We start from the raw sequence: 14,112 nt of genomic DNA on the forward strand, positions 1-14,112 counted from the left end.
GAAATTATTTCATGTATAATGGGAAACAAAAATGAGTATGAGGTGTAATGATGTCAGATATTGTAACGTTAGAAGAATCAATATTTCAATGGTTTGATCATTTTCATAAATTTCCTGAGGTAAGCTGGAAGGAATTTGAGACAACTAAAAAAATTGCGTCCATACTAGACGAATTAAATGTGTCATATCGTTTATTAGGCGATGTGCCTGGATTAATTGCTGAAATTGGGACAGGGGATGAGATCGTTGCTGTTAGAGCAGATATTGATGCTTTGTGGCAAGAGGTAGATGGGAAATGGCAGGCGAATCACTCTTGTGGTCATGATGCAAATATGACAATGGTTCTTGGTGCATTATTACTACTTAAAGATCTGCCCTTGCAACATCGTGTTCGGTTTATTTTTCAACCTGCTGAAGAACTAGGAAATGGAGCCTGTGCAGCCTATGATCGTGGAGCAGTTGAAGGGGTATCGCATTTATTCGGTGTACATTTAAGACCGATTGAAGAATTGCCACTTGGAAAGGTTTCTCCAGCCATCCATCATGGTGCAGCTTATTTTTTAGAGGGAACAATTCATGGTATAGATGCACATGGTGCAAGACCACATCAAGGTAAGAATGCTATTGATGTGATTATGGCTGTTCAACAAATGCTGAACAGTATTCATCTATCACCGTTTGAACCACATTCTGCAAAACTAACAAAAATTATTGCAGATGGCGGTAGTACAAATATTATTCCGGGTAATGCTAGCTTTTCGATGGATATTCGCGCACAGCAAAATCAACAGCTCGAATTACTCCGAAGTCGTATTGAGTCTGGTTTAAAAGCTATACAGTTACAGTTTGAAATTGATATGGACTGGAAGTGGATTGATTACACGCCAGGTGCTGAAGTTTCACCAATTGCAGCAAGAATGGCGAAAGAGGCAATCATTGAAACGTTAGGTGAGGAGCATTTGGCGGATGAAATCACTACACCAGGTAGCGATGATTTCCATTTCTACACGGTGAAAAAACCAGAACTAAAAGCGGCGATGATTGGTATTGGGGCTAATTTGACACCAGGATTACATCATCCTAAGATGACCTTTGAGCGTAGTGCGCTGATCGATGCTGCAAAAGTACTTGCTTGTGTATTAGAAAAAAAACCAAAATCTGAATAAAAAATAAAGCTATATTAAAAGATTATATTTTCTTTTAATATAGCTTTTTTGTATGAACATTTTACAAAATGTATGGATATACAAGGGTTTGCATTGTTTTTAATAGCTACTTGAAAGCGTTTTATTACGCTAAAATAGTGAGATTTGCTTGAGAGGCATAAATTTTTTGCGTTGACTTTTAATTTTTTGAATATTAAGCTAAAAAACGTAAAAAATTATTTGCGCCTTAAAAATTCGACAAAGGAATCAGGTGCAAAAAAAGGGGATGGGACCATGAAAAAAGAAATTAATGCTCTTTGGGCACTTTTAACTTTTGCAATTATGATTATTACGATGCTTATTACAGTAGTTGTATTAGAGCAAAGTCCTCACGTACCTCTTCTTGTTGGCACAACAGTAGCAGCAATTGTTGCCAAATTACATGGATTTAAGTGGATGGAAATTGAGGAAATGATGTATAAGGGCATACGTCTAGCTTTACCAGCAATTGTCATTATTATTTTAGTAGGTTTGACAATCGGTGCATGGATTGGTGGCGGTGTCGTAGCAACAATGATTTATTATGGCTTAAAATTAATTTCTCCAGCATGGTTCTTAGTAACAATTATGCTGTTATGTTCAATCGTTTCATTGGCGATTGGTAGCTCATGGTCTACAATGGCAACAATCGGTGTTGCTGGAATGGGGATTGGCTTAAGTATGGGAATTCCGGCAGCAATGATTGCTGGAGCTGTTATTTCAGGTGCATATTTTGGCGATAAGATGTCGCCTTTATCCGATACGACCAATCTTGCAGCAGGTTTAACCGGGACAGACCTTTTTGATCATATTAAGCACATGCTTTACACAACAATTCCGGCTCTTGTCATTGCGCTTGTTGTCTTTGGCATTATGGGAAGAAAATTTGCAGATGTCTCTATGAAGTCAGAAGAAATTTTAACAACTTTAAAAGTAATGGAGGAAAGCTTTGTTATTTCTCCTTTACTATTACTTGTTCCAGTTGGTGTTATTGTATTAGTTGCAAAAAAAGTGCCAGCAATTCCTGCTTTAATTATTGGGATTGTTTCAGGTTTCTTACTACAAATTTTTGTACAAGGTGGTTCAGCAGCAAGTGCTGTACAAGCATTACAGGCTGGATTTGAAATTTCTACAGGTAATCACATGGTGGATGATTTATTTAACCGTGGTGGCTTAGACTCAATGATGAATACGGTTTCAATGACAATCGTAGCGATGACGTTTGGTGGTATTTTAGAATACTCCGGCATGTTAAAAGCGCTTATGAACGTTATTGTGAAATTTGCTAAATCTACAGGTAGTCTAGTTGCTTCAACGATAGCAGCTTGTATCACAACGAATGCTACATGTTCTGAGCAATATATTTCGATTGTAGTACCTTCACGTATGTTTGCAGGTGTTTATCAACAACGTGGTTTACATTCTAAAAACCTATCTCGTGCGTTAGAGGATGGGGGAACATTAACGTCCGTATTCTTCCCTTGGAATACTTGTGGTGTGTTTATTTTAGCAACATTAGGCGTAAGTGCTATGGAATATGCACCATATGCGATTCTTAACTTCACTGTACCTATTATTTCAATTATCTATGCTTATATCGGGTTTGCAATAGTAAAACTAACTCCTGAAGAAATTGCAGAGGCAGAGAAGCGTAAAAAGGAGCAAGAAATAAACGATGCGAATATGGCGGTAGTGGAATAATTCCATCCCATCTACTAGCTAACCGTAGTCTCGCAGATGCCAAAAGTATCTGCGAGAATTTTTAATAAATAGCAAAGTTCAATTCATAGATTGTGCGTGGGCGACCTTGCTGATGGGTCATTTCTTCTCCTACAACTTTAGCATAGCCATTGTCTACTAATTTTTTTATAATACGCTCTGTTGTACGTCTTGTCACTTGAAGGTATTCTGAAAGATTGTAAGCAGTAAATTGAGCTGATTGACGCTCTCGGCTAAAGTCGATGATTTTAGAAATATTTAAAGGACTTAGGCTTGTTAGCTTTGCCATTTGTAAAACGTAAGGATTATCCGTTTTTAAAGCAAGCTTTATTTCCGATTTGGGGAACGGACCTAACAAATTTTTATGTTCATCTAGTATAAATATTTCACAAGGTTTAGCAAAGGTTAATGCGTTATTTGCATTTTGGCTCGCCTCAAGAATGGAGTGACCAAAACCAAAAGCAAGCTTAAAGGGTATTTCAATTTGTTGCATTAAACTTTGCAAATTTTCTTTTGCAAGGGTATTTTGCAAATATCCTGCTGTTGTATAAAGTTCAAAAGAATTTGCCGTAATTTGTTTATAGGTTGAATGTGTAGCTGCAGTGATTTTTGATAAAATATAGGTGTCAAATGAATTGTTCTCTGGCATTTCTAATATCCCTACAACAGCTTTCACAGATTCAGATTTAGTTAAAAGTGATTGAGACCTTGTTTCTTCCAAGTATTGAACAATAGAGTTTGTAGCGTCTATCATGCGCATAGCAGGTATTTGACGCTTTTGCAATTCATCAAAAACACTATGAATACTTGTAATAACAAAATCAATGCTTTGGGCATTCCATAAAGCAATATGATGCTGAAGTATTGCTTGAGTAGGTCTCGTAACAGCGATTTGCTGAATAAAGGGTCTTGGACCAGAATACTCAATATCTTTTAAAACATTTTCAACAAAAATTGGATTCATCACATCGATAGAAATTCTTCTTAAAGATATTGCATGATTGGCCATTACTGATAGCAATGTTGTAGAAATAGCAGTCTCGTCTTGTTTTATATAATTCCAAGGGATTGGTATTTCTGATAAAGACGATTGGGCATGTAGATAAGGCAATGTTCCGCCAAGCAATAGCGCGTCACATGGTCTAATTTGCTTTAATAAAATAGGTGCTTCTTCAGGATGGCTGTAAGGATAAAATTCTAATTGAATATTCTTAATGTTTTGTGCGATACTAGTAATACGTTTCATAAATGCTTTAGAGCAAATAACTGCTATTTTAGTAGACATAGGTAACATTCCTTCTCTAAATTTTTTCAACAATTAGCGACATATTAACGACAACTAAATTATATAGGAGATTGATAAAAATGAAAATCCAACAAGTAGAAATTTTTGCAATTCATTTACCATTAATTGAACCATTCGTTATTAGCTATGCTACATATGACTCAATGCCTTCTATTATTTTAAAGGTTACGACAGATACCGGTATTATAGGCTATGGCGAAGCAGTGCCAGATGAGCATGTAACAGGGGAAACATGGGAAAGCACATATGCTGTTTTAAAAAATCAGCTAGTTCCTGCGATTATTGGAGCGAATCCACTTGAATTTGAAAAAATCCACGATAAAATGAATAAAATTGTCAAGGATGTACCTGCCGCAAAAGCTGCGATTGATATAGCTTGTTTTGATATTGCTGGGAAAGCACTGCAGGTTCCAGTATATCAGCTGTTAGGTGGACGTTATCATGAGAAATTCCCAATCACACATGTGTTGAGCATTGGAACGCCAGAAGCTATGGCAGATGAGGCAGCAGATCGAGTAGAAATGGGCTATCGTTCATTTAAAATGAAGGTAGGAACAGAAGTTGTACGTGATGTTGCCCGTATTAAAGCGGTGCGTGAACGGGTAGGAGATAACATTGCCATTCGAGTAGATGTTAATCAAGGATGGGGGAATGCATCTACTACATTACAAGGTTTACGTGCAATGAAAGACTTAAATATAGATTGGTTAGAGCAGCCAGTAGATAGTGAGGATATTGACGGAATGGTTGAGATTAAGTCAAAATCCGATGTTACACTAATGATTGATGAAGGACTTCGTGGCGTACGTGAGATGCGTGAAATTATTGCAAAGCGTGCAGCAGACAAAGTAAATATAAAACTAATGAAATGTGGTGGCATTTATCCTGCTATGAAGCTAGCGGTAATGGCTGAAATGGCAGGCATTGAGTGCCAGGTTGGTTCAATGGTAGAATCATCTGTTGGCTCAGCAGCAGGCTTCCATGTGGCATTCTCTAAAAAAATTATGACAAGTGTAGAATTAACAGGTCCATTAAAATTCTCTAAGGATGTTGGAAACCTACATTATGATGTTCCATTCATCTGTTTAAAGGAGAAATCAGGTTTAGGTATAGATGTAGATGAAGAGATTCTTAAAGAATTATGTAAATTTTCAACGGTTGTAACGGCCTAAGGAGATACATTATGGAAAAAATCTATGAAGGAATGCTTGGAGAAACACCGTTTTATGTAACAACCCTAGATCTTCACCATTTACAAGAAATTGAGAATTTACAAGTTGAGGTTTATGAATCGTTAGTTGACCAAAGTATTTTACAGCCACTTACTTCTGAAGAATTTGAATATATTTTAAAAGGCAATGGCATGATGATAGGTGCTTATGTTGGGCAGGACCTAATAGCCTTCCGTGCGCTCTTAAATCCTCCTATAGATAATGAGCATCTTGGCTATGATTGTGGGATTACGGAGGATGCATTCAATCGTGTTTTATATCAAGAAATCTCGAATGTTTCTCCTAAATACCGCGGCTTTGGCTTACAAAAAATATTAGCCAATATTATAATGAGGCAGATTGATTTATCGAAATATGATTACGTTTGCTCTACTGTTAAGCCGTATAATATTCCTAGCTTAAAGGATAAATTCGCGCAAGGTTTAGTGGTGAAAGGATTAAAGATTAAGTACGTTGATAAATTACGCTATATTTTCTTTAAAGATTTACGACAGGAGCTACCAATTTTTAAAGAAAAGAAAACAATATCGATGGATGATACGGTTGGTCAACAGCAACTTTTAAAACAGGGTTATACTGGTACTTCCATGTATGAAGACCAAAATGATTGGCTTGTTGTTTATGAAAAGTAAATAAAATATAAGCCCTGTTCTTCACAGTTTGCGAAGAGCAGGGCCTTTTTGCAAAGGTTTGTTATTTTTTTATTGGGCAAAAGCCACAAGCCATTAAACCAGGTATGTCCTTGGAAAAACAACATGATTTTCGGACAGGGACATTTACTAAATTTGATGGACTTTGACCGCCTGTATATTGTGTCCACCAAGACTTGTTTGAGAAACGTGCCCAAGTTTTAGGATCCTCTAATATTTCAATATCATCCATCGCTTGGTCTGCTAAGCCAGGATTCGATAACAACATATGATAATGCCACAGAAGATAGCCAAAGAAATTTTCCCAAATTGTCAAAGGCGAAACAGATGTCACTTTACGAAGCTGTTGCACAATAACATGCCCATCATATAAGATTTTCTCGATAACTGACTGACGTTCATTCTCATCCACGTAACGCCAATCATTTGGGTTGATAAACATTGCGACTGTATAGCTGTTAAATTCCTTTGCTGCATCAAAGCGAAGCTCAATTGGCTTTCCATCCCACACCTCATCATAGGCAGCTAGCATGTAAAACTGCATTGCGAAAAACATTCCATAGCGGCGTCCAAAATGGGAGATGGCTGCTGCTTCTGTGGCTGCGTCCGTAATACCCATCATCAGATTTAAAAAGTCAGGATGGTAAAAGTCCTTATGTATATCGGCTAATGTAAATAATGTTCGTTTCGGCTCTGTCGTATAAATGCTGTAGGAATTTAATTGCCGAACCTGATCCATCGTTAATGCTGGCATTGTTATCACCTATTCTTTCAATCGTCTGCTATTTCAATTATAAATTATTCAATTTTGCTTCACAAATGGAAAGCAATATAGTAAAATCTATTAAACATATCAGAATGATAGGTTTTTTGATGTTATAGCCACGTTTACAGGTATGATAGGCATTGCTTCTTCAACAGCATAATCGGCTTTTGTGTAGGAGGCTTTTTGCATTATCGCTCGTTGAAGAAGGCATTATAAAAAAATTAATAATTAATTTTCAGATTACTGTTGACATTTTAATTGATAATGATTATCATTATCGTATAAAGATTATTCCTCCTCTACAATACAGTGTAGAGAGGATGAACTTTAGCTACTTTTCTCCAGAAGTTTGCTAGTTCATGATAACGCTCCTAAAACCCCCCTCATTTTTTGGGAACGTAAAATCTCAGAGCAACTTATGCCTTTATGGATAAGTTGCTCTTTTTTTGATTGTCTTTAAATAGGGGAAATAAGTAACAGAATGGATATGGTATGATAAAAATGGGAACTTAATTAGAAATAATGGAGGGAAATGAATGAAGAAATATATGATTACTTTGCTCATCGTGTTAGCCTTTTTTACAAACCCATCATCATCTAAAGCGGCGGAAGCACAGTGGGATGGGGCACCTGTTGTGAAGGGGCAAACTGGTAAAATGACCTTTACAAAAGATGTGAAAGTATATAAGAAGAATAATGCAACAGGAACATATAGCTCGATGACAGTCAAGCGCAATAACTATTTCCGAGTTTATGATATCGAAAAATATGACAACAAAACATTTTATTGGATGAGTTCGGGTTACCGTGTTCAAGCGACGGATTTAGTTGTTTTTAAGAAAGTACCTCTGAACATACGCGCTTCGCTTTATGATAATCCCGGTTATATCAACATCAATGGTCAAGCCTCAAACTTAAACTATGGAACACATTATTTAAAAGGATTTGAATATGGGTCCCCTAGCTATGATATTGTTATTGGTGAAAATCTATATTACGATTATACGTACCCTTCTGAGGGAAATACTAGAGGGGGCTATATTGATGCCACAGATATTCGCATTGCCGAAACAATAAAAAGAGATGAAGGACTCTATAAGCTAACAGCTGATACACGGCACTTAAGAGGTCCAATGGCTGGAGGAAATGCGGGAGGAAAATATTCAAAAGGAACTGTTTTTCAATCGTTAGGAATTGAAATAAATGGATATATTAGAATGCAAGAGCTAGGGACATGGGGAGAAGATTTTATTTTCACATATATTCCTGTAACATTACTCCAACCTGTGCAAGCTCAAGAGAAACGCTATATTCGATATGGTGTTATTGGTAAAGGTAAAAAGTCAAGAGAACTAAAGCGTTTTGATGAAGTAATGTTATTGACTGAAAAAAATATGACAGCTTGGATTGAGATAGATGGGGAAACATATTATGTACCAAAAAAAGTCCTAGCTACCATAAAACCGAACGAATCACCGGTTATTACAACATCTTTCTTACCAAATGATACGCTTCAACAACTAGTGTATACGAATGGTGTATACAAGAAAACGGCTAATAATCGTTTTGAAGCGCAGAGCAACAATCAGTTCATTGATTATCTTGAAACAGAACAAACCTTTAATTATGAAAAGGATGGTATCAAATATCTATTTGATAAGCCGGTTATAGAAGGTTCAAAAGTGACTAGAATGGAGAACGGAATGAAAAATGAAGGATTTGTTCGTGCCATTCATTACACATTCACAAACTCAACAGGTACATTTAACAATGTTGTGGAAACATCCTATGGCGAATTTTTTGCACCAGGCTATGGTTATATTAATGGATATAGCAGCGAACTAAGGTCCTATGAATAACAATTCCTTTACTTTGTTTGAAGGGTGAAAATCTTAATAATAGAAAAACAGGTGAGGAAAAAGAATTGTTTTTCCTCACCTGTTTGATTTTAGGGCTTTTATTGCCTTCAACAAAAGATAAAATACATGGCTATAGGGATTGAAATTTTTCAACAGTATGAATGTACATCACAGAGTGGAGCTGTTATGAGAGGTAGATTGTTGATTAGCACCTTTTTTCCCTAGCACCATTGTGTAGTAGCTGTGTAAAAGCATACCCACAATAATGACACCTAGACCTGCTACAGCTATTGGGTTCGGGAAGGCGATGCCGAGTAATAATATTTCACCAATAATAACAAAAAGAATTTCAGTCGATTGTGTTGCTTCAACTGCTGCAAGTTTACCTTGATGGTCTCGTACTCGGTCGGTCGCAATGAAGAATAAGATTGTGGCAATAACGCCTGAGCTGATACCAACAAGCAAAGATTGCAGCATTTGATTTATTGAAGGTAGCCCAACTGTTGCCAGGGCATAGATAGCCATAATAATCCATGCTGGCATAGAAGCTATTGTCATACCGAGAACTCGCTGAAATGTATCAATACGACCTCCACATATTTCCATCATTTTGCGATTGCCAAGAGGGTAAGCAAACGATGCGACTACAACAGGCAGGATGCCAAGCATTAGGCTTTTCATTGGAACAGATTGTGCCTGGGGTATTTGAATAAGCAAAATACCAGCTAAAATAACACATGAAATCAGTAATGAAATAAGTGGTATTTTTTGACGCACTGTTTTTCCCGCTACGATCGAAACAAAGAGGGGAGCAAGTAATACACCAGCAACGATTGTAAACTGCCAAGTTCCAGAAACGAGCCAACCTGGACCGAAGGCTGCTGCGAATGTAAGAGGTGCATAAAATAATACGAACCCAACAAAGCTCCATAGTAGCCATGGGATAGGCTGTGCTTTCATTTCGCCAGATAATTGGGGAAAGCCCTTTCTGTAGAAGACAATTACGAGTAAAAACGGAAGCATGAAGAAATAACGAAGAGATGCGCTCCATAACCAGCTACCACCCTGCATTTCCATTGCATGATTTAAAATAAAGGTCACGGCAAAGAAAAGTGATGCAAAAATGCCTAATGCAATTTCTTTCATAAAATCACCTCAGTTTGAGTTTTAGTTCAATTCTTTTATGTAATTAGAAAATTCAGTAATTAATGCTGAAAAAATTACGAAGAAAGGAAAAAACCTTTCTTCGTAACTATAACATTATCAATTATGTCCCATCGAGTCCAGATTTTTTTGACTTTATTCAATCTGTGACATTTTTACAGGTGAGTGGATCACCTAATAAATACCTATTATTTTGCTTGTTGTTCAAATAGCTGAACAATTTCAATAATAACCTGTGTCGCCTTTTCCATTGTTTCAGCAGATACATATTCAAATTTCCCATGCATATTTTCGCCACCAGCGAAAATATTTGGTGTTGGTAAGCCCATATAAGATAATTGTGAGCCATCTGTACCACCACGAATCGGCAAAGTATTAGGTGTAATATCTAATTTTTCCATCGCAGCACGTGCAATATCAACAATTTCTTTTACAGGCTCAATTTTTTCGCCCATATTATAGTATTGATCTTCAATTGTAATGCTTAATGCATGTTCTCCAAATTGTGCTTGAATTTTAGCTGCAACATCGCGCATTAATTGTTTTTTCTCTTCGAATTTTTGGCGATCATGGTCACGCACGATATAGGAAAGCTCTGTATGTTCAAGAGCTCCTTTAAAGCCCATTAAATGAATGAAACCTTCATAACCTTCTGTCTTTTCAGGAACTGCATCAGCAGGCATTTCATTTTGGAAGGCGATAGCCATTGTGATGGCATTGACCATTTTGTTTTTTGCAGAACCAGGGTGTACGCTAGTACCTTTTGTCACAATCTTAACACCTGCGGCATTAAAGCTCTCATATTGTAACTCGCCAAGTGGTCCGCCATCCATCGTATAAGCATAATCGGCTCCAAAAGCAGCTACATCAAATTTATGTGGACCACGGCCAATTTCTTCATCTGGTGTAAAGGCTACACGTAATTTACCATGCTTAATAGAAGGGGTGTTTTTAAGGTATTCCATAGCCGTCATAATTTCTGCAATACCAGCTTTATCATCTGCGCCTAATAATGTAGTTCCATCTGTTGTGATTAATGTCTGTCCTACATAATTTTTAAGCTCTGGAAAATCTGTTGGTGACATTACTAAATTTTCATTTAACTGAATATTTCCGCCGTCATAATTGTCAATACGCTGTGGATTGACATTTGTACCCGTATAATCAGTAGCTGTATCGACATGAGCTAAGAAGCCGATAGTCGGTACTTCTTTATCTGTATTTGCCTCTAAAGTAGCAAATAAATAACCATTTTCATCTAATGTAATATCCGTTAAGCCTATTGCAGCTAGTTCGTCTTTAAGAATGTACAATAAATCAAATTGCTTTTGTGTAGAAGGAGTTGTTTCGCTTGTAAAGTCGGATTGTGTATCAATTTTTGCATAACGAATTAATCGCTCGATTACTTGTTCTTTCATAAAGTATGGCCTCCTAATGTGTATGTTTAATTTCTATAAGCGGGTGTCCAAAGTCTAAGAACGTCACGCCCTGTGGCAATTTATCTGTGCGAAAGCTAAGGAACAACAACACACGACTGAGTGACCTACATCAAGTTAGCCCAAAGCCCACAGCAGATTGCACGGGATCGGACGCTTTGTTAGCACTGCGCTTTCGCACAAAAAACATCTGCGGACCTAAGCACAAAGCGATTCCAGACGCAATTATGCCGAGGCATAATTGATATTATTGTAACACTTTACTTCGGATTTCGGAATATTGAAGGATGCTTAAAGCAATAAGTAATTGAGCACTGTAATAGGTCAGCATAATTATCTCATGTGAAAAGGATAGGGGCATTACAAATTTATTAATAGCTAAATAGGAATCCGATGCGATAAATAATAGCGCCCCGATTATCGCAAAGGTGGAACCTGTGCGAATGGCAGTCCAACCCATCAACAAGATAATGGATATATATGCGATTACTGCAATACCTAGGACAATATCCCCGGAGGAAAGCACCGTTCCAGCAATCCACACAGCCATACTTGCCCCATAAACAAGTAAAATTACTTTTGCCCATGCTGGTACTTGGCGTTCATTAGTAGACGAAAAGGCAAAGATATAAAAAATATGACCGATTAAGAAACTTGTTAATCCAATGAGGAACCACTGTAATGTATAATCACCCACCATACAAAAAGCAAGACCAACAACAATTAGTAGCTGGTACTTTTTAAAGCCTTTTTGAGGAGCAGCTAAAATAATAATTAATAGCATAGGGATAACTTTAAAGATTAGCTTTAGATTTTCTTCTATATGGGAGTAGAAAAAAATATAATAAAAACCAAACACAGCGATGACAGGAATTAAAAATTTTTTAAACAAATATTTCATCTCCTTTTCATTGAAATTCTTTATCTATGTTAAAATTTCCTTTATAAAGTCCTCTTTTTTAATAAAAATCATTAATTAAGAAGGCATGTTCCTCAGGCAATGTATGAAACTTTTTACGAATGCAGCCGTAAATAAGTAGATAGTTACCTAAGAAAGGGTGAATAAAATGACCAAGCTATTAATAGCTTCAGCAGTCATTGCACTAATTGCGAGTATTTTATTAACACCGCTTATTACGAAGAAGCGAGAAGATGGAAAATCAAAAAAAGTAATTGGATACTTTTTTATAGGTGTCTTTGTACTAGGATTTCTAGCTACGGGCATCACAGTATATGTCACAAAGATGGATGTAAACTGGCTTGCATTTTGGCCAGCTATTATTCTATTAACATTAGGCGGGGCGTTCCTTGCAAGTGGTATTGAAAGAAAGATAAAAGGTGTATTATTTTTAGCTAGTTTAGGGGTCGCCATATATGTATTATCAGCTCCTTTATGGAATGCTACCGACAAATTTACATCAGCTGAGATGAAGGAAGAGGTAGAGATAAAGCCGTTTGATGAAACACAAACACCAGCCAGTGTACCTCCAAAATTTGCACGTAATAAGATGAAGAAAGCATTTGGTCAAGTGCCGAATACGAGCTATTATGAATTAGGGCGCTTACAAATTCAAAAAGTAAATGGTGAGTATGTGTATATTGCACCAGTTGAATTTTCTGGCTTTTTTAAATGGATGAATGGTGGCTCTACTCCAGGTTATTTTATGATGAGTGCCACAGATTCAGCAGATAATCCAAAATTTGTAGAGCAAGCAATGAAGTATGTGCCTTCAGCTTACTTAAATTCAAATTTAGAGCGTCATATTCGTCTTCAGCATCCACTCCTTATTTTCTATGGAGATGTACAACTTGAAGTAGATGATGATGGTAAGCCCTATTACATTCGTTCCTATGGTGAATTTGTTTCAGCACGTAATGGCTTTGATGTAAAAGGGATTGTATTGGTGGATGCGTTAACAGGAAAATCCGAAGTAGTGAAGTTAGAGGATGTTCCAGAATTTATTGATGGAGCTGTTTCACCTGAGACCGTGAGCTTACAAAACAGCTACTTTGGAAATTATGTTCATGGATTTTGGAACAGTAAATTTGGTAAAAAGGATGTAAAGCTTCCTTCAGATGAAGGAACAGAATCAAATGTTAGCCCGGTTTTTGATGAAAAAGGTGATATGTATTATTTCACAGACTTTACGAGTCCTAAAGAGGGTGTCGATTCGATGCTTGGTTATTCTTTAACAAATGCTCGAACAGGTCAAGCAACTTACTATACTGGAAATTTAGATTCATCTTATATGGATTCACAAGGGACTTTACAAATTATCGAGAAAAAATTTATCGAGAAAAAATGGTCTGGTGAAATGCCTGTATTATATAACTTTTACGGGGAAGCTAGCTGGTTAACTGCAGTGCTTGATTCAAATGGTTTTTTACAAAACTATTTCATTGTCTCTGCAGCAAATCCTGAAATTTCAGTTTATGCAACAACTCCTAAAGAGGCACTAAAACTATATAAAACAGCACTGAGCCGTGGAGGAAATACGGTAGATGGCAGTTCAAATGCAACTGAAAAAAATGCTAGTGGAAAAGTATTACGCGTATATAAAGAGCGTTTAGGTGACTTTACCATTGTCTCGTTTTTATTAAGTAATGGGGAGAATTATTTAGTGAGTGCGGAGACGGAACCACTTTCAATTTATTTACAAGAAGGTGATGAAGTCATTCTTACTTATGGCGATACAGGCGAGCAGTTCCTACCTGTCCGAACACTTATCATTAAAGGTCTACAATAAAAATATGCTCAAAAAAGACGATCTAGTTGCAAATATGTTGCGAGATCGT

The 14,112-nt window shown here is 36.8% G+C and carries 11 protein-coding genes; 6 read left to right on the top strand and 5 right to left on the bottom strand.

The genetic code is table 11. The features are described 5' to 3' along the window. Window positions 1-50: 50 nt before the first annotated feature. Window positions 51-1,166 (top strand): amidohydrolase, encoded by a 1,116-nt coding sequence (locus QNH24_RS02285; protein ID WP_283870565.1) that lies wholly within the window; start codon window positions 51-53, stop codon window positions 1,164-1,166. Window positions 1,167-1,439: 273 nt separating this feature from the next. Beyond that, window positions 1,440-2,885 (top strand): Na+/H+ antiporter NhaC, encoded by a 1,446-nt coding sequence (gene nhaC, locus QNH24_RS02290; protein WP_283870566.1) that lies wholly within the window; start codon window positions 1,440-1,442, stop codon window positions 2,883-2,885. A 61-nt stretch (window positions 2,886-2,946) separates the two neighbouring features. Here nhaC and QNH24_RS02295 read toward each other — a convergent pair whose 3' ends face one another. Continuing rightward, window positions 2,947-4,188: a hypothetical protein gene (locus tag QNH24_RS02295; protein WP_283870567.1), complete on the bottom strand. Its 1,242-nt coding sequence runs from the start codon at window positions 4,186-4,188 to the stop codon at window positions 2,947-2,949. Window positions 4,189-4,268: 80 nt separating this feature from the next. Here QNH24_RS02295 and QNH24_RS02300 point away from each other — a divergent pair, with 80 nt between their 5' ends. Further along, window positions 4,269-5,381 (top strand): mandelate racemase/muconate lactonizing enzyme family protein, encoded by a 1,113-nt coding sequence (locus QNH24_RS02300; protein ID WP_283870568.1) that lies wholly within the window; start codon window positions 4,269-4,271, stop codon window positions 5,379-5,381. A gap of 11 nt (window positions 5,382-5,392) precedes the next feature. Next, window positions 5,393-6,073 carry a GNAT family N-acetyltransferase gene (locus QNH24_RS02305; protein ID WP_283870569.1) on the top strand — a complete coding sequence of 227 codons (681 nt, stop codon included), beginning with the start codon at window positions 5,393-5,395 and terminating at the stop codon, window positions 6,071-6,073. A 61-nt stretch (window positions 6,074-6,134) separates the two neighbouring features. On the opposite strand, the gene QNH24_RS02310 is transcribed toward QNH24_RS02305, so the two are convergent. Continuing rightward, complete coding sequence (locus QNH24_RS02310) at window positions 6,135-6,845, bottom strand: Fe-S oxidoreductase (RefSeq protein WP_283870570.1); 711 nt, start codon at window positions 6,843-6,845, stop codon at window positions 6,135-6,137. Between the two features lie 548 nt (window positions 6,846-7,393). On the opposite strand from QNH24_RS02310, the gene QNH24_RS02315 reads away from it, so the two are divergent. After that, complete coding sequence (locus tag QNH24_RS02315) at window positions 7,394-8,716, top strand: hypothetical protein (RefSeq protein WP_283870571.1); 1,323 nt, start codon at window positions 7,394-7,396, stop codon at window positions 8,714-8,716. 168 nt (window positions 8,717-8,884) lie between these two features. Here QNH24_RS02315 and QNH24_RS02320 read toward each other — a convergent pair whose 3' ends face one another. The 3 genes from QNH24_RS02320 to QNH24_RS02330 all read right to left on the bottom strand — a co-directional run bounded on the left by QNH24_RS02320 (window position 8,885) and on the right by QNH24_RS02330 (window position 12,208). Continuing rightward, window positions 8,885-9,862 carry a DMT family transporter gene (locus QNH24_RS02320; protein WP_283870572.1) on the bottom strand — a complete coding sequence of 326 codons (978 nt, stop codon included), beginning with the start codon at window positions 9,860-9,862 and terminating at the stop codon, window positions 8,885-8,887. 206 nt (window positions 9,863-10,068) lie between these two features. Beyond that, window positions 10,069-11,298, bottom strand: a complete 1,230-nt coding sequence (gene pepT / locus QNH24_RS02325) for a peptidase T (RefSeq protein ID WP_283870573.1) — start codon at window positions 11,296-11,298, stop codon at window positions 10,069-10,071. Window positions 11,299-11,563: 265 nt separating this feature from the next. Further along, window positions 11,564-12,208 (bottom strand): lysoplasmalogenase, encoded by a 645-nt coding sequence (locus QNH24_RS02330; protein ID WP_283870574.1) that lies wholly within the window; start codon window positions 12,206-12,208, stop codon window positions 11,564-11,566. Window positions 12,209-12,383: 175 nt separating this feature from the next. Here QNH24_RS02330 and QNH24_RS02335 point away from each other — a divergent pair, with 175 nt between their 5' ends. After that, the gene (locus QNH24_RS02335; RefSeq protein ID WP_283870575.1) at window positions 12,384-14,063 is read left to right on the top strand and encodes a hypothetical protein; all 1,680 of its coding nucleotides are present in this window, start codon (window positions 12,384-12,386) and stop codon (window positions 14,061-14,063) included. Window positions 14,064-14,112: the final 49 nt, after the last annotated feature.

The organism is Lysinibacillus pakistanensis, from assembly GCF_030123245.1.
In the GTDB taxonomy this organism is placed as follows: Bacteria; Bacillota; Bacilli; order Bacillales_A; family Planococcaceae; genus Lysinibacillus; species Lysinibacillus pakistanensis.

Coding starts and splice junctions, on each gene's coding strand:
- QNH24_RS02295 (WP_283870567.1), bottom strand. CDS start 4,188: ATGTCTACTAAAATAGCAGTTATTTGCTCTAAAGCATTTATGAAACGT.
- QNH24_RS02285 (WP_283870565.1), top strand. CDS start 51: ATGTCAGATATTGTAACGTTAGAAGAATCAATATTTCAATGGTTTGAT.
- QNH24_RS02310 (WP_283870570.1), bottom strand. CDS start 6,845: ATGCCAGCATTAACGATGGATCAGGTTCGGCAATTAAATTCCTACAGC.
- QNH24_RS02300 (WP_283870568.1), top strand. CDS start 4,269: ATGAAAATCCAACAAGTAGAAATTTTTGCAATTCATTTACCATTAATT.
- QNH24_RS02305 (WP_283870569.1), top strand. CDS start 5,393: ATGGAAAAAATCTATGAAGGAATGCTTGGAGAAACACCGTTTTATGTA.
- QNH24_RS02315 (WP_283870571.1), top strand. CDS start 7,394: ATGAAGAAATATATGATTACTTTGCTCATCGTGTTAGCCTTTTTTACA.
- QNH24_RS02335 (WP_283870575.1), top strand. CDS start 12,384: ATGACCAAGCTATTAATAGCTTCAGCAGTCATTGCACTAATTGCGAGT.
- pepT (WP_283870573.1), bottom strand. CDS start 11,298: ATGAAAGAACAAGTAATCGAGCGATTAATTCGTTATGCAAAAATTGAT.
- QNH24_RS02320 (WP_283870572.1), bottom strand. CDS start 9,862: ATGAAAGAAATTGCATTAGGCATTTTTGCATCACTTTTCTTTGCCGTG.
- nhaC (WP_283870566.1), top strand. CDS start 1,440: ATGAAAAAAGAAATTAATGCTCTTTGGGCACTTTTAACTTTTGCAATT.